The 22,857-nt window shown below is 44.4% G+C and carries 21 protein-coding genes; 7 read left to right on the forward strand and 14 right to left on the reverse strand.

The genetic code is table 11. The features are described 5' to 3' along the window. Window positions 1-256: 256 nt before the first annotated feature. Together ubiA and AC5JP1_RS12875 are read left to right on the forward strand one after the other, a co-directional pair. Entirely contained in the window at window positions 257-1,174 is a 918-nt protein-coding gene (gene ubiA, locus AC5JP1_RS12870; RefSeq protein ID WP_493844492.1) for a 4-hydroxybenzoate octaprenyltransferase, read from the forward strand. Then, window positions 1,167-1,826 (forward strand): DUF4112 domain-containing protein, encoded by a 660-nt coding sequence (locus AC5JP1_RS12875; RefSeq protein ID WP_493844387.1) that lies wholly within the window; start codon window positions 1,167-1,169, stop codon window positions 1,824-1,826. Before ubiA ends, AC5JP1_RS12875 begins: the two co-directional genes overlap by 8 nt. Window positions 1,827-2,070: 244 nt before the next feature. Here AC5JP1_RS12875 and AC5JP1_RS12880 read toward each other — a convergent pair whose 3' ends face one another. The 6 genes from AC5JP1_RS12880 to ispZ all read right to left on the reverse strand — a co-directional run bounded on the left by AC5JP1_RS12880 (window position 2,071) and on the right by ispZ (window position 6,979). Continuing rightward, window positions 2,071-2,712, reverse strand: a complete 642-nt coding sequence (locus AC5JP1_RS12880; RefSeq protein WP_443525806.1) for a hypothetical protein — start codon at window positions 2,710-2,712, stop codon at window positions 2,071-2,073. A gap of 79 nt (window positions 2,713-2,791) precedes the next feature. Then, window positions 2,792-3,226, reverse strand: a complete 435-nt coding sequence (locus AC5JP1_RS12885; RefSeq protein ID WP_443525808.1) for a secondary thiamine-phosphate synthase enzyme YjbQ — start codon at window positions 3,224-3,226, stop codon at window positions 2,792-2,794. A 103-nt stretch (window positions 3,227-3,329) separates the two neighbouring features. Next, entirely contained in the window at window positions 3,330-5,402 is a 2,073-nt protein-coding gene (gene mnmC1, locus AC5JP1_RS12890) for an FAD-dependent 5-carboxymethylaminomethyl-2-thiouridine(34) oxidoreductase MnmC1 (RefSeq protein ID WP_493844388.1), read from the reverse strand. A gap of 153 nt (window positions 5,403-5,555) precedes the next feature. Then, window positions 5,556-5,993: an SH3 domain-containing protein gene (locus AC5JP1_RS12895; protein ID WP_493844389.1), complete on the reverse strand. Its 438-nt coding sequence runs from the start codon at window positions 5,991-5,993 to the stop codon at window positions 5,556-5,558. Then, complete coding sequence (locus AC5JP1_RS12900; RefSeq protein WP_493844390.1) at window positions 5,990-6,307, reverse strand: YciI family protein; 318 nt, start codon at window positions 6,305-6,307, stop codon at window positions 5,990-5,992. The genes AC5JP1_RS12895 and AC5JP1_RS12900 overlap by 4 nt, the downstream gene beginning before the upstream one ends. 120 nt (window positions 6,308-6,427) lie before the next feature. Next, on the reverse strand, window positions 6,428-6,979 hold the full coding sequence (ispZ, locus tag AC5JP1_RS12905; RefSeq protein ID WP_319051461.1) for a septation protein IspZ: 552 nt from the start codon (window positions 6,977-6,979) through the stop codon (window positions 6,428-6,430). Window positions 6,980-7,369: 390 nt separating this feature from the next. On the opposite strand from ispZ, the gene AC5JP1_RS12910 reads away from it, so the two are divergent. Both AC5JP1_RS12910 and AC5JP1_RS12915 read left to right on the forward strand, forming a co-directional pair. Then, window positions 7,370-8,251: a PHP domain-containing protein gene (locus tag AC5JP1_RS12910; RefSeq protein ID WP_493844391.1), complete on the forward strand. Its 882-nt coding sequence runs from the start codon at window positions 7,370-7,372 to the stop codon at window positions 8,249-8,251. A 290-nt stretch (window positions 8,252-8,541) separates the two neighbouring features. After that, window positions 8,542-9,999 carry a GGDEF domain-containing protein gene (locus tag AC5JP1_RS12915; protein ID WP_493844392.1) on the forward strand — a complete coding sequence of 486 codons (1,458 nt, stop codon included), beginning with the start codon at window positions 8,542-8,544 and terminating at the stop codon, window positions 9,997-9,999. Window positions 10,000-10,098: 99 nt separating this feature from the next. Here AC5JP1_RS12915 and truD read toward each other — a convergent pair whose 3' ends face one another. Further along, window positions 10,099-11,355: a tRNA pseudouridine(13) synthase TruD gene (truD, locus tag AC5JP1_RS12920; protein ID WP_493844393.1), complete on the reverse strand. Its 1,257-nt coding sequence runs from the start codon at window positions 11,353-11,355 to the stop codon at window positions 10,099-10,101. 234 nt (window positions 11,356-11,589) lie between these two features. Between truD and AC5JP1_RS12925 the strand changes: the two genes are divergently transcribed. Next, complete coding sequence (locus AC5JP1_RS12925; RefSeq protein WP_493844394.1) at window positions 11,590-13,233, forward strand: FAD-dependent oxidoreductase; 1,644 nt, start codon at window positions 11,590-11,592, stop codon at window positions 13,231-13,233. A gap of 87 nt (window positions 13,234-13,320) precedes the next feature. Next, complete coding sequence (locus AC5JP1_RS12930; protein WP_493844395.1) at window positions 13,321-13,944, forward strand: GNAT family N-acetyltransferase; 624 nt, start codon at window positions 13,321-13,323, stop codon at window positions 13,942-13,944. A 52-nt stretch (window positions 13,945-13,996) separates the two neighbouring features. On the opposite strand, the gene AC5JP1_RS12935 is transcribed toward AC5JP1_RS12930, so the two are convergent. The 4 genes from AC5JP1_RS12935 to AC5JP1_RS12950 form a co-directional block, all read right to left on the reverse strand. Further along, window positions 13,997-14,158: a hypothetical protein gene (locus AC5JP1_RS12935; protein ID WP_319051467.1), complete on the reverse strand. Its 162-nt coding sequence runs from the start codon at window positions 14,156-14,158 to the stop codon at window positions 13,997-13,999. Window positions 14,159-14,407: 249 nt separating this feature from the next. Next, window positions 14,408-15,763 carry a glutathione-disulfide reductase gene (gorA, locus tag AC5JP1_RS12940; protein WP_493844396.1) on the reverse strand — a complete coding sequence of 452 codons (1,356 nt, stop codon included), beginning with the start codon at window positions 15,761-15,763 and terminating at the stop codon, window positions 14,408-14,410. A gap of 176 nt (window positions 15,764-15,939) precedes the next feature. Beyond that, window positions 15,940-16,392 carry a threonine/serine exporter family protein gene (locus tag AC5JP1_RS12945; protein WP_319051469.1) on the reverse strand — a complete coding sequence of 151 codons (453 nt, stop codon included), beginning with the start codon at window positions 16,390-16,392 and terminating at the stop codon, window positions 15,940-15,942. After that, a complete protein-coding gene (locus AC5JP1_RS12950; protein ID WP_319051470.1) occupies window positions 16,393-17,181 on the reverse strand; it encodes a threonine/serine exporter family protein in 789 nt (262 codons plus the stop codon). It abuts the gene before it with no gap. Window positions 17,182-17,313: 132 nt separating this feature from the next. Between AC5JP1_RS12950 and AC5JP1_RS12955 the strand changes: the two genes are divergently transcribed. Next, the gene (locus tag AC5JP1_RS12955; RefSeq protein WP_493844397.1) at window positions 17,314-17,595 is read left to right on the forward strand and encodes a DUF503 domain-containing protein; all 282 of its coding nucleotides are present in this window, start codon (window positions 17,314-17,316) and stop codon (window positions 17,593-17,595) included. A 26-nt stretch (window positions 17,596-17,621) separates the two neighbouring features. Here AC5JP1_RS12955 and AC5JP1_RS12960 read toward each other — a convergent pair whose 3' ends face one another. The 3 genes from AC5JP1_RS12960 to uvrA all read right to left on the reverse strand — a co-directional run. Beyond that, on the reverse strand, window positions 17,622-19,400 hold the full coding sequence (locus AC5JP1_RS12960; protein ID WP_493844398.1) for a P-loop NTPase fold protein: 1,779 nt from the start codon (window positions 19,398-19,400) through the stop codon (window positions 17,622-17,624). A 126-nt stretch (window positions 19,401-19,526) separates the two neighbouring features. Continuing rightward, the gene (locus AC5JP1_RS12965) at window positions 19,527-19,796 is read right to left on the reverse strand and encodes a hypothetical protein (RefSeq protein ID WP_493844399.1); all 270 of its coding nucleotides are present in this window, start codon (window positions 19,794-19,796) and stop codon (window positions 19,527-19,529) included. A 319-nt stretch (window positions 19,797-20,115) separates the two neighbouring features. Continuing rightward, on the reverse strand, window positions 20,116-22,857 hold a 2,742-nt coding region (gene uvrA / locus AC5JP1_RS12970; protein WP_493844400.1), incomplete at its 5' end, for an excinuclease ABC subunit UvrA.

Genomic DNA, 22,857 nt, shown 5'->3' on the forward strand with positions numbered 1-22,857 from the left:
GGCTTAAAATTACCGCCTTTAATGTTATAGGGTTTAATATTAAAGCAACAGCCATCAAAGTACTTAGCATTCAAGTGCTTAGAATTAAAATATTTAGCATTACAGTACCCAAAAGCACTTAACATGAACGTCAAAGCATTCGAAATAAAAATATCGTATCAATGAAGCATTATTACCATTCAAGCTTTAGTCGACGTAGACCAATCAAAGCGACAGGTATAGAGACCATCATACTATGACACAAACCAGCTCTTCCATGACGCTCAAGGACAAGCTTTACGCTTATATGCAGCTGACACGCTTTGATAAGCCAGTGGGTATTGAGCTATTGCTGTGGCCAACGTTATGGGGCGTGATGTTAGCAGCGATGGGGCAGGCGCAGCAGCAAGGAATGACAGCAGGTTTGCCAAGCCTCAAGATATTTACGATATTTGCGCTTGGGGCGATTTTTATGCGCGCCGCTGGCTGTGCGATTAATGATTTTGCTGATCGCAAAGTAGATGGTCATGTAACCCGTACTAAAGGTCGTCCATTAGCAGATGGACGCTTATCTGGTAAAGAAGCCATTGCTGCGTTTTTGGTATTGGTGTTGCTGAGCGCCAGTTTGCTATTTTTCTTACCGATTGCTGTATTTTATTGGTCGCTTGGCGCGGTCATATTGGCGTTCATTTATCCATTTATGAAGCGCTATACGTATTTGCCGCAGGTATTTTTGGCGGCGGCTTTTGGATGGGCAATACCAATGGCTTATGTGGCAGTGCAAGGTGCTCCTGATATATGGTGTTGGTTGTTATTTTTAGCATATATGTGCTGGACAGTAGCGTATGACACGCAGTACGCCATGGCAGATCGCGAAGATGATCTTAAGATAGGAGTTAAATCAACAGCAATATTATTCGGTCGCTATGATGTGATTATCATCTCAATACTTCAAATGCTATTTTTACTCATTATGGGTACGGTGATGTGGCACTATTTTGCGCCAACCACGCTAGGTATTACGCCAATATTCGGATTGGCATTGGTGGCGATGATGTTTGCCAAACAGAATAGCGCGTGTGCCAGTCGTCATGCACAGGCTTGTTTTCAGGCATTCTTAGCCAATATTTGGGTAGGGCGTTATGTTTTTGCGCTTGTAGCAGTGACGTGTATATGGACGACGCTAAATGGATAAATTCAATAAATTGCCGAGATTTAAAGCAAAAAAAACATCTGGGGCGAACAAGTCAGTCATAGATTATCAGGAAAAACTTGCTGAGCATGGACTGACGCGCGAGCAAGCGATTGCCACTGAGCGCAAATTAGCAAAGTTTGCCAATACGATGGATTCGCTAGTACGTGTACCTTTTACAAAACAGGGCATGGGAGCAGATGCGGCGCTCTCAACCATTCCTCTCGCAGGTGATTTGGCGGGTTTAGCATTGACCAGCTATGCTTTTATATTAGGTCGCCAGTTGGGTGTGCCTGCCCATAAAATGACGCCCGCTGTTAGATTGGCACTGATTGATATGGTCGTGGGTATCGTGCCAGGTATCGGTACGCTACTAGATGTTTTTATTCGTCCTAGTCGCAAGACGCTGGGTATCGTGCACGAGCATTTACACCATGAGTATGGTATTACTGAAACCATGCATATGGATCGGCCTTTTTTGCATCAGTCACTAGAGGACAAACAGCAGCATAGCCGCTTCGGCGCTTTTTGGCGCAATCCTATCATGGCTTGGCTGTACTTGCATATCCCTGATATGCTGGGGCTAATCGTGCTTGTATTCATCGGCTGGGGTGTATGGACGATAATAAGTTGGCTGGTCGGACTCTTTAGTTAATCGGCTGGTTTTAGTTAATTGACTGTTTTTATTAAACTGACTGTTTTTATTAAACTGACTAAGCTCGGTTAACTATAATCATGTAATAGAAAATTGAGTCGTATCAATAAAGACTAATGAGCAGTTATGAATAAGTAACCATAGAAAAGGCGGCAACGATAGTAGCGTTTGCCGCCTTTTTTTTGGTTCAAAATAAAGGGTTGAACAAAAAAATCAAGCACTGAACAAAAGAGAGTATGAAGCGTTACTCAGTGATGACTTCGGCTTCAGCACTGATAGCATCAAAACTGGTCACGGTATCGTTTTGGATAAAATCAATGGTGCCACCACCTGCATGACTCACTAGTTGGATACTGCCGTCAGTTGAGCGATAAGTGGGATTGTTCCCTTGACCTTCTGGCGCGCTGAGCGTAATTTTCGGTTGGTTAGGACGGGTGACAATCGCGTTGAGTAGTCCTGCAGCTGAGGTCTCAAAGACGACCGATAAGCTATCGCCCGCGTCATTTTTATAACGGACATCGGTGATTTGAGCGCCTTTAATGGCTTGCTCTGGATTAGGTGCAGCAGCACTGTTCGTAGCAGGGGCGGTGCCTTCTAGGTTTTGTTCTAGTTCAGCCAAACTCATATCGCGCTCTGAATCAGTGTCAGTCTGTACTTGGTCTTGGGGTTTGTTCACGCCGTTATCGTCAGATTCATCTACATTGATATTTGTCGTGACAGGCGCGGTTTGTGTTGATGTCTCAGCGACAGGCTCATTTGATGTATCAGGTTCTGGCGTTTCTTGGCAGGCAGTCAATAGCAGTACACTCAAAACAACAGCAGTGGTCTTAAAGTAATCAGGTTTAGCGTTTGCAAAGCCTAGAGATCTTAATATAAAAGCTATCATAATCGGGTTTATCCGTTAGCGGGCGATGTCAATGAGGTAATATGCAAGCATTAACCTGCTATTTACTCACCGTATATTATTACGTATTGATGGTAATAACCAGCTTGCGCTGTCCGCCATATCCAGTCATGTTCCTATGCTCACATAGATAGATCCCTTGCCACATACCCAGTCCTAACCTACCGTCGATGAGTGGGATGGTTAAACTGACGCCCAGCATCATGCTTTTGAGGTGAGCTGGTAGATCATCAGAGCCCTCCAAGGTGTGACGATACTGTGGCTGATTCTCCGGTGCAATTTTATTGAGCCACTCTTCAGTGTCTAATCTGACATCTGGATCAGCATTTTCATTGATAGTGAGACTGGCTGATGTGTGCGGTAGAAATAAATGAACCAGCCCTACCTTGGCAGTGCGAGGTATCAGCTGAGTAATTGCATCTTCGATAATAGGCGTGATGATATGAATACCACGGGCATAGGCGGGTAGCGTGATGGTCGTTTGGTGATAGCTCATAGGATAGTGTCTCATTGTTGGAACCAACGTTGAGTAAAGATACCACAAGACAGTATGAACCGTGAATAGTACGGTCTTTACGTAGATATCATGTTAGGTTACCTCAAACGAGCGGTGTTTGTAAGCGTGTACGATTGGGAGATAGGCGTGCGAGCATCGCCTCAGATAGCGGTACAAATGATCCTAGCATCATATCTGCTAATGCTTCAGCGCATATAGGTGCTAATGCATAGCCTTTTGCGCCCATCGCGCTCATGGTCCAAATTCGCTGACTGTCTGCCAGCTGCCCTACGATTGGATGATAGTCAGGCGTCTGAGTGCGAATACCAGCACGTCCTTGCCACTTACTAGTATCTACTGGGACAATAGACGCCATCTCGGGAATAGCAGTGATCAGCTTGTCTCGGCTAATCTGATGCTCTTCATCTCTTACATTAGTATCCGTATCGTTACGTATAAAGCTTGCACCTAGTAATAGATAGGGCTCGCCAGCGATGACAGTGTTCAGCTCACCATCGCCTAATTGTGCGTTAAATAGCGCACAGTAACCGCTATATTTCAGCGGTATTTTGGGCAGGTTTGCTACTTGCTCTACGGTAGGTATAAACCAAGACAATTGCCCCCGAATCTTACGACAATCAAATATTCGCTCATCCAATTGATGACTCTCAAACGCCGCGCAAATGACGACATTATCAGCAATGATAGTGTCATGATTTTTATCAATGCCTTCGATACGAACTTGCTGCTCAGTTTCGGTAATTTTATTCACTTCTAACTGCTGAAAGCGGATGAGTGGATGCGTCAGTATGATGTTCTTTAACGCTTGCGGGTTGACCAAGCCGGATTCAGGCAAATATAGATTATCTGATAAGTTCTGATTTTTTAGCGTAGTAAGATCCTGTGCCTGTTTAGCGGGCAGGGTGGTTGCCATCTCATTAGGATAGTCTGCAATCTGCTCGGTACCGACATTAGACTTTATCAATAAATCGAGTGCACCAGTTGGTTCCAGTACTGGCACGGTATCAATCTGCATGGCTTTCTGGTTGAAGTCTCGATAGAGTCTATTGCTATACAGATAACCGATAGTGTGCAGGTGTTCATCGACGTGATGAATCGGTGTCATTTTGGGCGCAAGTAATGCGCGCGGATTGCCTGAAGCTCCTGCTAAGGGTGCTGATTTATCTAATAAGGTGACAGTGATGCCGCGATTGGCAAGAGCCCAAGCCGTGAGTAGCCCTGAGACACCAGACCCAATGACGACGGTGTGATCGAATATAGTGCGGGTCGTTTTTTGATATTTATCGTCACGATCAATATCTTGATCAATATTAACATTAACATTGTAATGACTAGCATCAAAACCGTCTGCATCTATCATCACAGCCGTGAGCATCTCACGTTTTCGTCCAAAGCCTTTTACTTTTTTGATGTGAAAACCGTGTTCTTTCAGTCCGCGTTTGACGATGCCGGCACAGCTATAAGTGGCGGCAGTAGTGTACGGGCCTGATAGACGCTTCATCTGTGTAAAGATACTGTCAGCCCACAAGGTGCTATTGCAAGAAGGAGCAAAGCCATCCAAAAACCAAGCATCGATATGAGGCACAGGCGAGTGCTGATGACTGACAGCCAGCTTGTTAAGGCTATCCGCGGCATCCCCAAACCACATATCGACGGTTAAATTGTCATAAGAAAAATTTAAGCGATGACAACCTGCAATAAGTGGCGGGTATGCTGCCAAAAGGGGTTCAATAAATCTTGAGAGCTCAGGGGCACGCTGACGCCACAAAGCAAGTATATGAGTCAGATCGGCAAGTGGTATGGGGAATTTCTCAGTGGTAATAAAGTGTAGACGCGCGTCTGCTAGGTGTGGATGAGTGTCGCGCAGCTGTCGCCATAACTGCCAAGTTGCCAGTAAGTTTAGCCCAGTACCAAATCCCAATTCCGCAATCGTAAAGCATTGTTTTGGTGCAAGGCGGGTCAAACGTTCTGACAACTGATTGTGTGCCAAAAACACATGACGTGTCTCTGCTAGACCATCCGCATGCGAAAAATACACATCCCCAAACTCACCAGATACCGGCACCATATTGCCAGTATCATCCATTTGCCAATCAATCTTGGCAGGCGTAATAACGTTTGAGGGCTTAGCATTTTGAGGGTTAGCAATAGACATGGAAGGTTCTTAGCTGCAGTGGTTGTATAGTCGGGGTATTGTTGGCGATAGAGCTGATATATCAAAGTACAGTATGGTATAGCAGAAAAAGATAATCAAAAGCTAAAGTTATGACAGTCACGTATAGCAATTAGCTTATCAGCAGCAACTAGCCTACCAGCGCTCACGGCGCACAAATACCAACCACGAGATAAAAATACCGACCAACAAGCTGATCAATACCGTAAACGCACCATACAAAAACAGCTGACCTTTACTCTCGTACACTAAGACGTTCGCTTGGGTCTGTAAGTCGTTCACTTGACGCTGCAATTGCGCGTTACGGCTGAGTAACTCTTGATTGGCAGCTGACAGTGCTTTCGAGGACGGTTGCAGTTGTGCAGCCAATGTATCATTGATATCTAGCGCAGAGTTTTTGGTTACGCCAGTGCCCGCTGCAGGTTGGGTTGTCATCGGCGTCGCTGCTTGTTCCGTGACATTAGTTTCAGTCACTATTGGCGCGGCATGCGCTGAGGCAGCTGCCAATAGCAATAAGCTGGCCACGCTGTTTTTTGAGAATCGATTGTTCAAATAAGGGACTCTTCGACTCACGATGCAGCTACTTTGTCAGTTGGTGCTGGCAGTGCTTGGATAAAAGGTTTGATATCCACATGACTATACACGCCATCACGTAAGTAGGGCTCATCATTTGCCCATGCCTGCGCCGCTTCGATAGAGTCAAAATTAGCAATAATAAGGCTGCCTGACATGTCGTTTTTTCCATGTTCAATAGGCGTTGGACCTGCAATAACCAAACGGTCTTCACGACTCAAAGCCTGCAACCGCTCAATATGCTCTGTGCGAGTAATCAGACGTTGCGCGCTGCTGTTGGCCACATCATGACCAATAATGACAAATAAAGACATGAGACTTCCTTAGTGAGTAATAGAGCATGATAATTGATGCAAAAGACATTTTACAACGCTAAAGGTTTTTTACTATTGATATTTAGCGGTAGCTTGATTGTCATTATAAGACAACCTGTGTTATTTGGTGGCTTTATCCGTCAATGCAGGGTTTAGGTGTTTTTTCAGTACAGCAAACTGAGCCACGACGAACACCAGCATGATTGGAATCCAGCCATAAGTTTTGAAGTTAATCCACGCTTCATCTGACATTGTGAACGCTGTGATATAATGTAATACAGCCATAAGCGCAAAAAACAATGCCCAAGCGACGGTCAGCTTTTTCCAACCGCTGAGTGTCAGGGTAAATACCTCTTTCATTGCAAGCTGCATCAAGGGCTTATTAATAGCAGCACTAACAAATAGCGTTAACGCAAAGATACCGTTGATAATAGGCGACTTCCAACGCAGATAGATGTCGTCACGCAGCAGCAACGTACCACCGCAAAATAAAATCGTTAATAATAGGACGACCCATTGCTGCTTATCAAATTTGCCTTTTTGGCGAATAAAGTGAATGGCATAAACGATGATAGTGGCGATGAGCAAAGCCCCTGCCGCTGCCAGGATACCACTGTAACGAGCAGCGATAAAAAAGGCGATCAAGGGGATAAAGTCTAATAATGCTTTCATAGCAAAGATGGTGTCCAACAAAAACGTATGGGGTAGTTTACACGTCTACCGCACCAAAAAAAAGCAATCAGCATGATAATACTTCGATATAAGCAACCTATCGAGTACCCCTTTCTTACGGTGGCTAATGACTTATGACCAGTACTTGCAGCTAGGAAATAAGCGACTGGGCAAATATAACGTCATAAGTTAGACATAACGATTAAATACGGCAATGATAACTCTCACGTTTAGCAGCTGTCCGAGGCGTTATTTGTAACAATAATAACAATAGTAATTAGTGATAGCAGCAGTGACGTTTGCCACTGAACTTACCTTGAACTTTATAGCATTCAAAAAAACATAGTATTCAAACAAATCATAGTACTCAGAAAAATTAAGGCTCAACTTATGAAATACGATTTACATTGCCACAGTACCTGCTCGGATGGGACTTATGCGCCAACTGAAGTGGTCAGTCGCGCTCACGCCGCGGGTGTCAATATTCTGGCATTAACTGACCATGACACGCTGGCAGGAATTGACGAAGCAAGAGCCGCTGCTACTGCCCATGATATGCAACTGATCAATGGGGTTGAAATCAGCTGTGAACATACGCTGAGCGGCGGCTACGGTAAAAACAAATCCACTAACAAGATCATTCATGTGCTTGGGCTGGATTTCGCTGATCGCGACAAAATGCACGCGACTTTGCAGCAATTACAAGACAGTCGGGCGACACGTGGTCAGCGTATTACCGAAAAGCTCAGCGAGCTGTTGGATATTGACTTCGATGAGCTATGGCAAGCGATTCTCAATAAGGCAGGTGGTAATCCGCAAGCTGTTGGACGGGCTCATATTGGGCAAGTGCTATTTGAGCGAGGCGAGGTCAAAACCGTCCAAAAAGCCTTCGATAAGTATTTGGCAGATAACAAGCCTGCCTATGTGGCAATCGAGGCATTGACGATGCAGCATGGTATTGATCTGATCCATGCTTGTGGGGGTAAAGCAGTACTTGCCCATCCCACGCGTTATCAGCTATCAGCCACACGAGTCCGTAAGCTGATACAGGAGTTTGCACAGCTTGGCGGTGATGCTTGTGAGCTACCAGCAACCAGTGAGCCGGTAAGTACGCGTAGAATGGTTGATCGTAGTATTGCTGAGCACAATCTTGTCACCTCAATCGGTAGTGACTTTCATGGCAGCAATATGCCGTGGCGACGCTTGGGAGATGTGCCTGTATTAAATACAGATCAGCAAGGCGTTTGGGAGTCATTTAAAACGCTGTCTTGATCCAACAAATATTCTATTTTTATCGTCTTTTTAGAACAATGTCAGATACTGGTTCTGGCTATTTAGGTGGCTGATTAAGCAGTTGGCAAGACTCAATACTTATAATTAGGCATTATTACAACCATAAAACAATTATTGATAAATAAATGCATAAAACAGATTGATAATGCAGACAGAACTTGTAACACTTGAAGCGTTGGTTATAAAATTTATCAAGGATGTTACAACTTTTAGTTTGGTCTCAACGCCTAAGAATTCAGGGCGTTTAATTTTTCTGTGGTAGCCCATTTATGGCTGTATCGATCTCTCATCTTGGATACAAAAAGCTCTCTCAAATGATTTTTGAGTGGCAAGCGGTGGATCGAACGTCATTGTTGGCGCTATTTATTGTCATGGAAGTGTCACTACATTGGCTGTGGTGTTTGTTGGTTTGGTTGCAACAAGATGCCGTTGAGAGCTATGTCAATATACATTATCTGTATCCGTTGTGGTTTGGCATCAGTTTGACGGGCTTGTTTTTTTTGTGCATGTACAAATATCTGCCCCATACGGAGAATAAAAACGACGCTTTGGATGAGTGGCAGATTGCCTTGGTTTTGATCTATACCTTCTATATTGCCACCGTCATTGTCGTCATAGGCTACAGTAGCTTGTTTGCGGGTGTCTCAGTGGTCGGCGGTGCGATGCTAGGGATGATGCTGATAAAGCGTCGCTATGCCTGGCGGATGTTTTGGCTACAAATAAGCCTAATGCTAATGGCTATTATCGTACCTTACTTTGGTGTTAGTTTACCCAATTTGCGCCAGTTGACAGTTATCCATCCTCTGATAGATACACATAACTACCTGACTTACAACGAGCTCATGGCGATTGAAAATGCCATCGCTGCTTCGGCTTTTGAAAACAATATATTAGAGTGGGAAAGCATCAGTGAGGTGCAGCGCTCATCAGCTTTCTTCTGGCGTTCAACGCATTTGTATCTGGCGCTACCCAAAGCAATTTTTATTGTATATATGTTTCGGGCTTTGCTACTGGTACTAGATGATAGCCGACAAGAAACCTTGCAACATGCCAATCAAGACGGACTTACCCAGCTAAAAAACCGCCGCTACGGCCTAAAAAAGATGAAGTATACCTTGGCAACGGTACAAGAACATCAAGATTTGAGCGTCATGCTGTTAGATTTGGATTGGTTCAAACGGATCAATGACAACTATGGTCATGATGTGGGCGATCAGGTTTTGATTGAAGTATCTCAGACGCTATCCCAGTCGTTATCGGATGAAGCAATCATTAGCCGATATGGTGGTGAAGAGTTCTTGATTGTACTACCAAACACACAGCATGATAGCGCTATGGTGATTGCTGAGCAGTTGCGATTGAGCATCGCTGACAAGGCGATTAGTCTCAATAATATGTTTGAATTCAATGTAACGGCAAGCTTTGGTCTGTATACCTTGACTCATGAAGAAAGAGCGTGTATCGCCAAAACATACAAATTCATTTTGCAAAAAAGAATATTGCCTCAAACAGAGACAGTGCCACTCATCAAACCAATTGCGACCCAGCGAGCTGAAAATATGGCATCCATGCAAAAACTGCCAAGCGACATCTGTCAGCGTCTTATCAGTGCTGCGGATAAAGCCCTATATGAAGCCAAGCATCGTGGTCGCAACCAAGTCGTCAGCGCCAATGAAATGCTCAACGACACAACTGGCGGGACGCACACGCTCTATAGAAAACGCTAGTCGTTACGTTATGGCTAGTAGCTACTATAAAAAAGCAACTATACAAAAATAGCGGCTACGTCAATAGCCGCCAGATAAATTTTGCTACACATCAGTCAATCATGACTCAAGCTGCTGTACCACGCTTGCTAATACACTTGTCGCAAAGCTACCTGTGGTCAATGTGAAATTCAATACCAGCGTCTGATCATCAGACCACTGCCATTTTAGCTGCTCAATAGGTAGTCTCAGCGCGCGTCGTTGTGCTTTTATATCACGCTGCTCTAATCCCGTTGCTAGCTGTTTGAGTAATGCGCTGTGCTGAATTACTTTCTTTTCTTGCTCAGCGGCACTACTACTGACTTTATCATTGTCGGTGCCCCACATGGCAGCAGTGGGATGTATATCGCCACTATCAAGGCGTGCACGCAGCGTCTCATCCAAGGTCTCACTGGTAAATATAGACCCTGAACCGTCCAGATTAAACACTTCACCTGCTAGCCCTTTATTCCAGCTCTCATCACGTACGCGCGCTGCCAGTATCTCATTAAATATCAAGCTGCGTGATGCAGATAGCTCCATAGTGTTTTGTTCTCTCGGCGCACGCTTACGCTTACTCTTTTTTGGTTGCGGACGATGCTCGCGCGGTGGGCGGGCAAACAGAGACAATGCTTCTTTGATGTTATTGCCTTGCCAACCAAAACGCTGCGGACCAAAGTAATTGGGCACACCGCTGTCATTGATGCACTGCAAATACTGCTCGACACGCTGCTTAGCAGACTGTACTTGCTCAGGCGCTACTGTATCGACCTCATTAGACGTTGCGAATTGAACATCACGTAAGGTAATAATAAAGTGGTTGGCACGGTGGGTACCGCGGTTAAGCTTTTTGTTATGCCAGTGCTGAGCAAGGATAGTGACGGATTCGTGCTCGCCAACGTCTATCGGTGCAAACTCGGTAGGCGGTAATTGTTTTTTGGGTATGCGCAGACTAAACCACTGGGTCGTCAACGCATGACGGTCTTTCAGTCCTGAGTAACCCACATCGCGCAGTGGGATGTCTACCCACTCTGATAATAGTTTTGCCAGATATGCGGTGTTCATACCTGACTTCTCTACATGCAGCCACAAGTGCTCGCCTTCACCTGTAAACTCTAGCGGCAGTATCTCATTGACCACAAAATCTGCAGGACTTGCTTTATAAGTGGCTTGTTGTATCGGCGGGCGATTAGGTTGCGGCAGTTTCGCAGTGTCAGTAATCGCTGCAATATCGATAAGCGTGAGATCCAAACGGTCGATTGAATCGCTAACTGTAGCAGATTGAGTGGCAGAGGTAGGGGTATTGTTGATATCAGTAGAGGTATCTTGAGAAGTCATAATCTGGTCTTTTATTTTGTGGTGATAAGCAAGAGGGATAACATAAGCAATCGGGTGAGCAATTACGTTTTGCAACGCAGGTAACATACAAAAAAACATCGTGTGTGATGCGGTCTTGCTACTATCAGTACATAGCATACTTAGACAATAGAGTAAGTTGAAACTGTCAGGCTCGGTCTGGTCATTTTCAATGCGCTGTTATTAGGACATTATTATAACTGTTAAGGAAGCATTATGACCAAGGCGATGATCAACACAGTCACCATTAGTAAAGCTGATATTCCAAGTGGTGGCATGAAATCTTATAAACAAGAAGACGATAGTATCATTTTAATCACGCGTGATGACGATGAGTTCCGTGCATTTGATGGCAAGTGTCCGCATGCGGGTGCAGATTTGGGCAACGGTCTGCGCTGCGGCAACCGAGTCGTCTGTCCTTGGCATCATGCAAGTTTTGATACCCGCGACGGATCATTATTAGAGCCGATAGCAACAGAAGGTTTGACTCAGTATGAGCTCACCAGTGACGGCGATAATGTGACCGTTGATACTTCAGCTCAGATAAAAAAATCGATAGATAACGATCAGCTCACAGATACTCATACCATTATCGTCGGTGGCGGCGGTGCAGGATTTATGACAGCCAACCAGTTACGTCACGGTGGCTACGGTGGCAAAATCACACTGATTAGCAAAGAAGATACCGCACCTTATAATCGCCCCTTACTATCAAAAGCATTTTTAGCTGGCAATATGGCCGAAGATAAACTGCTATTAGGCGGCGCAGCGTGGGCCAAAGACAACGATATCGAGTTGCGACTTAATCAAACGGTCAGCGAAGTATTGCCCAATGAGGAGACCATCGTCATAGAAAATGAAAACGGCACTAGCGAGCGAGAGACTGCGGATTTCTTGGTGGTGGCGACAGGTGCATCACCTAGCATTCCGCCCATTACTGGGGCAGATATCGATGGCGTCTACACGTTGCGCAGTATGGCAGATGCCAAACTGATCAAAGCGGCCAGTCATGATCAGCGCGTGGTAATCATTGGTACAGGCTTCATCGGTATGGAGGTTGCCTCTGCATTAGCGCAGGCAGGCACGACTGCTTCTATTACGGTAATTGGGCAAGACAGTCGTGTGATGGGTAATATCGTATCGGAGACTGTGAGTAATGCACTGATCAAATTGCATGAAGAAAAAGGTATTAACTTTGTATTTGATGCCACCGTCAATGAAATTACCAAGATTGACCGTCAAGCTGACCAAGACGAAGATAACGGAGCTTTCTCACATGTGGGCGGTGTTACGCTAGCGAGTGGTGAGCACATTGATGCCGATATCGTGGTCTTGGGTACTGGCGTCTCACCGCGCACAGAGATACTGAACGAGGTTAATGACCCAGATGGCGTACAGGTCGATGACCATCTACAGCTGCGCGATGGGGTATATGCGCTAGGCGACATCGCCAAAGCTAGCAATCAAATGGGTCGTATGCGTATCGAACATTGGCGTGTAGCATTGCAGCACGGCATGGTCACGGCAGCTGCTATATTAGGTGATGACAATGTCGACTCATTGGAGGCGCGCATTCCTTTCTTTTGGACCATGCAGTATGGCAAGAGCCTACGCTATAGTGGTCATGCCGAGACCCCAGAGCACAATATCCTATTTGGCACGCCAGATACGCTCGACTATATCGAATATTACTTCGATGACGACAGCGAGAACACAAGAGCTAGCGCAGCGAGCACGCTCGGACGCGACAAAGAATTGGTCGCTTTCTCTGAGCTATTGCGCCGTGGCCATGCGCCAACGCGCGCGCAGCTCAATGCAGGGTTTGATATTATTGAGCAAGCGCAGGTATTATCGCGCTAGTACTACAAAGCAATACGTATTAATATTTAGACTGGCTTAGGGAGCTAAGCCAGTTTTTTTATATGAGCAAAAAGGAAAAATTATAATATGAGCGAAAATAATATAAATGACAGTAACATACATATAGACTCTTCCAATAAAGAATCTGTATTTCTACGTGAAGCCACATTGAATGATATCGCTGCACTTGAGCGCTTATTAAATCGCTGCTACCGAGAGACAGCAGGCTGGACCAATGAGGCAGATTTGATTGGTGGTATTAGAACCACGTCAGCCGAGCTTGCTGCCGTTATCAATGATCCTAACCACTATTACTTTGTTTATCCAAAAACAACAACAGGCGAGCGTGAGGCAGAAGAGACGGGCGAGCTACTTGGTTGTATCGCTGTCGATATCAAAATAGATGCTGACGCTAATAAAAAAGCCTATATCGGCATGTTTGCGGTACATCCTAAGCTACAAGGGCAGGGCATAGGGAACGTCCTCTTACAAGCGGCAGAGACTTTTGCAGATCGTCACTTGCAGTCACAGAACCAGCCCAGCCGTCTGACCATGTCTATCTTGAGTCATCGTCCTGAGCTCTTGGCATACTATCAGCGCCGCGGTTATCAGTTCAATGGTAATAAAATGCCGTTTCCAAACGATGGCAATAATGGCGAGCCCAAGCGTGAAGACTTAGAGCTGTTGGAGTTAGAAAAGATAGTGAGCTAAATGTAGGTCTAGCAACAAGTCACTTGAAACGACAATAATATCAAGGTCTCATTTAACCCCAAAAGTGTCCAAAGGTCATAAACAACCCCAAACTTAATAATAAAAATGCCACAATGATCAAGCGCTTGAACCAGTTAAATGCTGGCAAGCGCGTGGCATTGTCATCAGACATCAGATAAGCAAACAAAAACAATAGGCTCGCTGCTAAGGTCATGATTCCGATGCCAATCGGCAATATAAATAAGTACACCTGCCACACAGTGATCTCTCAACGGTTAGTATTCATCGCATCATAGCAGTATTGGGATTGTACTGTCAGTAAGTGACTCTTTTGTATTTACTATCTGTATTTTTTGATATTAAAAATACAGGTGTCGACTGATAACATCAAAAAAGGATGCACAAATGGCATCCTTTTTTATATTCAATAAGATTATGAGGAATAGTGCTCAATGCTTAGCGCTCAACGCATCGTCACAAACTCTTCTGAACCAGTCGGGTGAATAGCCACTGTATTGTCAAAATCAGCTTTGGTCGCGCCCATCTTGATCGCGACGGCAAAACCCTGAATCATCTCATCGACACCGAACCCAAGACCGTGTAGACCAATAACTCTCTCATCATCACCCAAGCATACCAGTTTCATCATGCATTTTTGACGATGCTGAGTCACTGCGCTATACATAGAGGTAAATGTTGATTTGTAGCATTTGATGTTTTCTTTGCCATAATGCTCAATCGCGTCAATCTCAGACAAGCCAATCGTACCGATAGCAGGGTGGGTAAAGATCACGGTCGGTATCAACGTATAGTCCAAATGCTCATCAGGTTTATTATTAAATAAACGCTCGGATAGACGGCGACCAGCGGCAATCGCTACTGGGGTCAGATCGATACTGTCTTCGATAATATCGCCAACGGCATAGATGTTTTCAACATTGGTATTTTGGAACTTATCGACCTTGATCTTGCCAGTCTCGGTAGTTGCAACGCCAGTCACTTGCAAATTGATATTGTCAGTCGATGGTGCGCGTCCAATCGCCCAAATCAGACAGTCTGTCGTATCTAGGCTGCCGTCTTTGCTACATAACGTCAGGCTATCATCTTCGTTTTTATGAACCTCGGTCAGCGTGGTGTTGGTATGCAAATGTATACCGTCTTGCTCCATCTCTATGAGCAGAGCCTCTACCACACTGTGATCAAATGCACGCAGCGGTGAGTGCTGACGGACATACAGGTGCACTTCAGCGCCCAGACTGTTTAACACGCCTGCAATCTCGACAGCGATATATCCAGCGCCCACAATCGCCACGCGTTTTGGCAAATGCCTCAATGCAAAGAAGCCATCAGAATCGATGCCGTACTCTGCGCCTTTGATATCTGGGCGAATAGGATGACCGCCAGTCGCAATCAAGATATGATCAGCGGTAATGAGCTCACCATTGACCTCTACAGTATTGGTATCAACAAACTTAGCAAAGCCTTTGATGACTTCTACGCCGTTTTTAGCCAAGTTATTGTCATAAGAGCGGTGAATGTTTTCGATATACTGTTGACGACTCTGTACCAGCTTTTGGAAGTCAAAATCTCGGACATCGACATCAAACCCATAATCTGGTGCATATTTATGAATGGCTTCGGCAACTTGCGCGCCATACCACATGACTTTTTTGGGAACGCAGCCCAAATTCACACAAGTACCGCCCAACTGGTCGGCTTCGATAATTGCGCACTTTTTGCCATAGCTGGCTGCACGGTTGATTGAGGCAATACCGCCGCTACCGCCACCAATGGCGATATAGTCATAATGTTTGGTCATAATAAGGTCTCTTTACTGAGTTATTGTACGTGTCGGTTTGGATGCCAGCATAACGGATCATGCTATCTGTGCTAACCATCTTACAAGTTTTTTGTGCTGAAGGCATGGCAAATAGCCTACATGCGGACAGCACATAACTAGGAATAGGCTAGGGTCTATATACTTGACCACATTTATCAAACAATGGGGCGCCGTCTATAAAACAATAGCCCCGGAATGGACAAACCTAGCACCAAAGCGGAGGTCACAAAAAGCGCTTCAAACAAATACACCATCATTTGGCTAAATAATTCGTCTGAATAACCAAAATAGCCAATCTGCACCATACTGACCATTGCCTTATAAGCGGCGATACCCGGCATCATACAGATGACGCTGGGCGAGATTAAAGCTTTGGGCGGTAGGGTATATTTCTTAGAAAAATATACACCCAAAAAACTGGCGAGCATCGCCCCAAAAAAGCTCGCGATCACCAGATGGACATGCTGATAAACAAGCGCCGTTTTTAGCCCAAATCCCAACGCTGTCATCAGCAGACACGGCAAGATATAGCGTTTGGGTACGCTAAACATCAGCGTCCACCCAAGGGTAATGATACAAGACAGCACAACGGTTTCAATAAACCACATCTAAAACCCCCAGTGCTGTATGCGTAGTAACACTAGCGCCATTACGATGCCCACACAAGCAGACAAAGTGAGCATATAGGTAAATACCGCGCGCCCAACGCCAATATTGACATAGCCTTTTAGGATATCGGATAACGAGTTAATCAGCGGAAAGCTGGGAATCAGTAGTAACACGCTAGAGGCCACCGCAATATCGGCATTATTGCCAATATCAAAATAGTAGGTCGTCGCGCCAATGAGCGAGGCAATAAATGCCGTCACAATGACCGTGATAAAAGGGTTGAAATGGTGCTTGGATAAATAAATACGAGTAAACATTGCTACCATACCTGCGATAAAGGTCACTGCTGTAATCGACCAGCTGCCGCCGTTCAAATAAGCAAACGCGGCACATGAGGCACCGACAAAGATGCTTACTAGCCATGTTGGATACACGGTCTTATCCAACTCATCAAAGGCAATCGTCGTGCGGTCAATCAAGTCGGTACTATCTATAGTGGCTTCAGTTTTATTAATGATTTGCTGAATTTGCACCAATAAATTGACATTGATGCTCTGATTGATCGTATCTCGGGTGGTGGTAATACAGCGCTCATCGCAGATGGTCGTTAGGGTGATAGCGTTAAAGTTCAGCGAGCATTCGACGCTGTTCATCCCCAATGCAAGTCCCAAGCGTTTGGATAAGTCCACCACCACGGCAGACTCAGCACCATACTGCATAAGGAGTAGTCCGCAGCGCACACATAATCGAGTAATGCGCTGCTGCTTGACGTAGCTGATAGAGGTCATGAGTTAGATACGCAGGTTGGTTGGTATTGATACGTTATTATAAAGGGTATAAATGCTGACGCGCAGACAATATGAGTCATTATCGAATATTATGTTGGCTACTATCATAAAATTTTTGGCAAGGAGTATAAAATGCATATCGCTATTTTGACACTGACGTTTTCGTTGCCCGGCTGCGGCTCACTAAAAGAAAAGCGCCAACGCATGGGTGGCTTGCACGCGCGCTTTGGCAATACGCCAAGTATCGCGGTATGTGAAAGCGGTGGCCGCGATCGGCATGATGCCAGCGAATGGACGTTTGTGATCGTTGGACTATCAAAACGTGAGGTCGAGTCGCAGTGTAGCCAGATTGAGGAAAAGCTAGAACGTACGGTAGATGCGCGGGTGATGAATGTTGAAAGAGAGTTTGTTTAGGTAGTGAGCTTTGACTAGCCTACGAGCTAAGTTAGGTTTTCTGTCAAATTACTAGTATTATCTAACCACATTTTTATAGAAGGTTCGTTGTTCGGATTATAAACAATGTTTTCTCGCAGTAGATCCAGTATCCATAGCCTAATTTCTTCACGTTTACCATTAATATCTCCTAGACATGGATGTAATAAAATTGAATGGATAAATAACTTACGGTATCTTTGGTTACTTTCTATATCTGCCCAAATTACCTGTCTCAAAATATTTTTATCAATTAGCTTTAGGAGGTCTTTATCATCGGGATAATGTACTCTACGACTATGTTTATGAAAATCTAAAAATATTGAAAGTATCTTATTAGAGCTAAAACTGTTAGTTCTGAAGCTCGCTATTGAATTAACAGTAAAATTGTAGAAGCGATCTTCAGGTTTTCTTCCAAAAAAATAGAAGTCATCTATAGACATATGACTTTTAGATGACCTAATTGATTGTTCGATATGTCTTTTAATATGGTCTTCAAGTTGAGCAGCCAAGTCTGACCTATTGCTAGTTTCGAGAATATCACAGTAAAAGCTTAAGTTACTTAATTGTTCTGAAGATAGACTGCTACAAGCTACATAGTATAGTCGTTCGGGAAATTTCGGTTTTATATCCAAGTTATGAAATTCTTGTAACACTTGGGTCTTCAGTCTGCTGTCTTCTAAGTTTCTTTCATTAATAGTATCTTTATTATTTAGAAGTTTTGCCATATCACTGTTTAGGTCCAAATCCCTAACCAATGAAACAACGAAGTGACCCCAACCTGAAATAATAAAATTTGAAATGAATGGTTCGATAATATCTCGAATTTCATTAAGTTTTTCAAACTGTTTGAGAGTGTGTAATTCTTTCTTAGATGATGTTTCACTGGAAGATGATTTTAAGTCGATGAGTCGATCTGAAAAAACTGGATTTTTCTCATCGAGAATTGTTATAAACGATTCAAAATCTATCTCTGAACCTAGCAATTTAGGCATATCATGCGCAAACATAATTACTAAAAGAAACTCCAGTATTTGCTTCTTACTTGCGAAAGACAACTCACTGTCTGAGTTATTTATTATAATATTGAAAGTGCTCTGAACACGCTGATAAAATCTTAAGTTCTTGATATTTAATGTTTCATAGAAGAGCTCATATATGGGAAATAGATCATTATCATCAACTATGTCTTTCTTAATAATAGTTATCGATTCACTTAGTGTTAAGACTTCATCGAATACTTTTTCTTTATATTCATGAAATTTTTCATCAGCTTCTCCTTCATGCAGCAAAACAATAACTTTACATTTTTTCTCTAAATTTAAATGATTAACTAGCCCCATTACGTCTTTGATATCTAGTTTGTCTGATATGCGTTCAATATCGTCTATACATATTAAGGTTTCATTAACCATATTAGATATAGTGCTAGTAATCATACTTTTACTAAGAGATAGAGCAACACCACTGCCTTCAATCTTAGGTAGATCAACTGACTCTATTGTGTTTTGAAAAACTTTCTTTATTCCAGATAAGTTATCACTGCTCTGTGATGTAGAGTAAGATTTAATAGCTATTTCGAACTTTAAGGCATCTAAAGAATCAATGCCAAATAAGGATACATAAGCAACTTTATTAACCTGAAAATTTTCACGATATTTTTCACAGAAAGTTTTCCAGAAATATGTTTTTCCAATGCCCCATTCACCGGTGAGAGCAATAGCAAAAGAGTCTTCAGTATTGATAAGCTCTACAAGCTTTTTTTCAAGATTTGCTACATTTGCCATTGCTTATTACCTTACAGATGTTCTTAGATTAATAACGATATTATCACTTAATTCCAATCTCACCCAAGAAAAAAGGCCACCCTATAAAGAGTAGCCTTTTATCATCAGTCATCTAAAAACTATCAGTTATTGACGACGACCTTGACCTTCAGGTTTCTCGTACCCTTTCGCACTCATACACGCTTCCATTTTTTTCATATCAGTTTTACTTGGGCGACTATCATGAGACATTTTTACATTCATGCGTTTAGCACAGTCATCCATAGCTTGTTTCATGTCTGCTGACATATTAGGTCTTTGGTGGTTGCGTTCGCTTGCGCCATTTGATGTGCCGCTTGACGCACAGGCGCTAACGCCAACAGTAGATGCCAAAATAACAAACATTAATTTTTTCATAAAGAGTCCTTAAAGGGTTTAGAGATTGTACAAGAGCAAATAGCATCAGTTCGTACGTGCTATATCGTTCTTAATCAGATATTTCTATATCGTGTACATTTGCGCATGATGTTTAACTATTTAAATATTAATACAATCAACGTTTAAGTATCTTTAATAAAGATTAAGAAAGGTAACGCAGCAAATCAACATGGGTGTTGGTCTAATACAGATATAACGATTTAGAATTGCAGCTCAGCGCGTGTACAGTACTTTGTACCAGCCAAAAAAAGGCCACTCTCTAAAGAGTAGCCTTTTATCAACTATTCACTAATTTGTCTTAGCTGACGTCTTTTAAGCCTTGCTCAAGCATTGGCTTTAAGAACTCACCCGTATATGAGCCTTTCACTTCTGCGATTTCCTCAGGTGTGCCTTCAGCGATGATCAGTCCGCCACCTTTACCGCCTTCAGGGCCTAGATCAATCACCCAATCCGCCGTTTTGATGACATCGAGGTTATGCTCGATGACCACGATGGTATTGCCCTTATTGCGTAGGGTATGCAGGATATGGAGCAGCTTATAGATATCATGGAAATGTAAACCTGTGGTTGGCTCATCCAAGATATAGAGCGTCTGTCCCGTATCACGTTTGGCAAGCTCACGCGCCAGTTTGACACGCTGTGCCTCACCGCCAGAGAGCGTTGGTGCTGACTGACCGAGACGAATATAGCCAAGACCGACATCCATGAGCGCTTGCAGACGACGATAGATCGCAGGTATCGCTGAGAAGAACTCAGTCGCGTCTTCGACAGTCATCTCTAACACTTCGGCGATACTTTTACCTTTATAGTGAATCTCTAGGGTTTCGCGGTTATAGCGTTTGCCTTCGCAGGTATCACACGGCACATACATATCAGGCAAGAAATGCATCTCGACTTTGATCAGACCATCGCCTTGGCACATCTCACAACGTCCGCCTTTTACATTGAAGCTAAAGCGACCTGGCTTATAACCACGAGCGCGCGCTTCTTGCGTTTGAGCAAACATCTCGCGTACAGGAGTAAACACACCAGTATACGTCGCTGGGTTTGAGCGTGGCGTACGACCGATAGGACTTTGATCGATATCGACCATCTTGTCCAAGTGCTCAAGACCACTGATGCTTTCAAACTTATCGGCAATCAGCGTTGAAGCATTGTTCAACTGCGTCGCTGCCAATGGCATAAGCGTACGGTTGATCAAGGTTGACTTGCCCGAACCTGACACGCCCGTCACACAGGTCATGATACCGACGGGGATGGTCAGATCTACGTCATGCAAGTTATTGCCTGATGCACCTTTGAGCTCGATAGTCATCGGTACTTTTTTAGCTTTAGCCTTACCTTTGACTTCCATATCCATGGTTTTGGCTTTATGACGCACGGCTGGAATCTCGATGCGCTTTTTGCCAGACATATATTGTCCAGTGAGCGATTCCTTGTTTGCCATGATGTCATCGACCGTACCCTGAGCGATGACATGACCGCCGTGTACGCCGGCACCGATACCGATATCGATCACGTGATCCGCTTGACGAATGGCATCTTCGTCATGCTCAACGACCAGTACGGTATTGCCCAAATCACGCAAGCGCGTCAATGTCTTTAGCAGACGATCATTGTCACGCTGATGCAGACCGATTGACGGCTCATCAAGTACGTACATGACGCCCATGAGACCTGCACCGATTTGGCTGGCAAGCCTGATACGCTGTGCTTCACCGCCTGATAATGTTTCGGCAGAGCGGGCAAGGGTCAAATAATCAAGACCAACGCTGACGAGGAAGTTTAAGCGCTCATTGATTTCTTTAAAGATTTTTTCCGCGACTTCGCCTTTATGACCGCCGATCTTTAGCGTTTTATAATATTCCGCAGAGTCGCCAATAGAGAGCTTGACGATGTCAGCAATGGTCTGGTCGTCAACACGCACATTGCGAGAGATTTCATTGAGACGCGCGCCATCGCAGACATTACAAGTGGTATCAGCTAAGTATTTGGCCAGCTCATCACGGACGAGGTTACTTTGCGTTTTAGCATAACGGCGCTCTAGGTAAGGCAGCACGCCTTCGAATGGTACGGTCTTGTTGGTTTTGCGACCGCGCTCATCAGTAAAGTTAAAGGTGAGCTTTTCTTTGCCAGAGCCATGCATGATGATGTCTTGATGCTTTTTGGCAAGGTCCTGCCACGGCATATCCATATCGATTTTGAAATGCTTACAGACCGTGCTAAGCAAACCGAAATAGTAGGCATGACGTTTGTCCCAACCATTAATAGCACCTTGATTGAGCGATTTTTCATGATGGGTAATGAGTTTTTCAGCGGCGAAGTACTGGCGTTTGCCCAGACCATCACAGCTTGGACACGCCCCGTATGGGTTATTGAAACTGAACATACGCGGTTCAAGCTCAGGTACCGCACGATCACAGACAGGGCATGAGTGTTTGGCGGACATGACTTGGTTGTCGTCACCGCCTTCTTGTGGATTGCCATCCATAAAGTGCAGGGTGACCAGTCCTTGACCTAAACGTAGCGCCGTCTCTAAACTTTCAGCGACACGGTTGCCCAAATCATCACGGACTTTAAAGCGATCGACCACCACTTCGATAGTGTGCTTTTTCTTCTTATCGAGGGTCGGCAGCTCATCGGTGTCATAGACATCGCCATCGACGCGTACGCGCACAAAACCCTGACCAATCAGCTGCTCAAGTAACACGGTATGCTCACCTTTACGCTCGCGAATCACCGGTGCCAAGATCATGAGTTTGGTATCTTCTGGTAATGCCATGACTTGATCAACCATCTCGGTGACCGACTGCGCGACCATTGGCTCGCCATGCTCAGGACAGTACGGCGTACCGATACGGGCATAGAGTAGACGCAGATAGTCATAAATCTCAGTAATCGTACCCACCGTAGAGCGCGGGTTATGGTTGGTCGATTTTTGCTCGATGGCAATCGCAGGGGAGAGACCCTCGATGCTATCGACTTCAGGCTTTTCCATTTGTGAGAGGAACTGACGTGCATACGCCGACAAGCTCTCAAC

Source organism: Psychrobacter sp. H29 (assembly GCF_059073055.1).

Excerpts from the sequence above, each read along its gene's own strand:
- mnmC1 (WP_493844388.1), bottom strand. The coding sequence starts at position 5,402 with ATGTCTATTGCTAACCCTCAAAATGCTAAGCCCTCAAACGTTATTACG.
- AC5JP1_RS12945 (WP_319051469.1), bottom strand. The coding sequence starts at position 16,392 with ATGTGGTTTATTGAAACCGTTGTGCTGTCTTGTATCATTACCCTTGGG.
- AC5JP1_RS12885 (WP_443525808.1), bottom strand. The coding sequence starts at position 3,226 with ATGAGCTATCACCAAACGACCATCACGCTACCCGCCTATGCCCGTGGT.
- AC5JP1_RS12930 (WP_493844395.1), top strand. The coding sequence starts at position 13,321 with ATGAGCGAAAATAATATAAATGACAGTAACATACATATAGACTCTTCC.
- AC5JP1_RS12910 (WP_493844391.1), top strand. The coding sequence starts at position 7,370 with ATGAAATACGATTTACATTGCCACAGTACCTGCTCGGATGGGACTTAT.
- AC5JP1_RS12960 (WP_493844398.1), bottom strand. The coding sequence starts at position 19,400 with ATGGCAAATGTAGCAAATCTTGAAAAAAAGCTTGTAGAGCTTATCAAT.
- AC5JP1_RS12965 (WP_493844399.1), bottom strand. The coding sequence starts at position 19,796 with ATGAAAAAATTAATGTTTGTTATTTTGGCATCTACTGTTGGCGTTAGC.
- AC5JP1_RS12935 (WP_319051467.1), bottom strand. The coding sequence starts at position 14,158 with ATGACCTTAGCAGCGAGCCTATTGTTTTTGTTTGCTTATCTGATGTCT.
- AC5JP1_RS12900 (WP_493844390.1), bottom strand. The coding sequence starts at position 6,307 with ATGTCTTTATTTGTCATTATTGGTCATGATGTGGCCAACAGCAGCGCG.
- AC5JP1_RS12955 (WP_493844397.1), top strand. The coding sequence starts at position 17,314 with ATGCATATCGCTATTTTGACACTGACGTTTTCGTTGCCCGGCTGCGGC.
- AC5JP1_RS12915 (WP_493844392.1), top strand. The coding sequence starts at position 8,542 with ATGGCTGTATCGATCTCTCATCTTGGATACAAAAAGCTCTCTCAAATG.
- AC5JP1_RS12950 (WP_319051470.1), bottom strand. The coding sequence starts at position 17,181 with ATGACCTCTATCAGCTACGTCAAGCAGCAGCGCATTACTCGATTATGT.
- gorA (WP_493844396.1), bottom strand. The coding sequence starts at position 15,763 with ATGACCAAACATTATGACTATATCGCCATTGGTGGCGGTAGCGGCGGT.
- AC5JP1_RS12875 (WP_493844387.1), top strand. The coding sequence starts at position 1,167 with ATGGATAAATTCAATAAATTGCCGAGATTTAAAGCAAAAAAAACATCT.
- ispZ (WP_319051461.1), bottom strand. The coding sequence starts at position 6,979 with ATGAAAGCATTATTAGACTTTATCCCCTTGATCGCCTTTTTTATCGCT.
- AC5JP1_RS12880 (WP_443525806.1), bottom strand. The coding sequence starts at position 2,712 with ATGATAGCTTTTATATTAAGATCTCTAGGCTTTGCAAACGCTAAACCT.
- ubiA (WP_493844492.1), top strand. The coding sequence starts at position 257 with ATGACGCTCAAGGACAAGCTTTACGCTTATATGCAGCTGACACGCTTT.
- AC5JP1_RS12925 (WP_493844394.1), top strand. The coding sequence starts at position 11,590 with ATGACCAAGGCGATGATCAACACAGTCACCATTAGTAAAGCTGATATT.
- truD (WP_493844393.1), bottom strand. The coding sequence starts at position 11,355 with ATGACTTCTCAAGATACCTCTACTGATATCAACAATACCCCTACCTCT.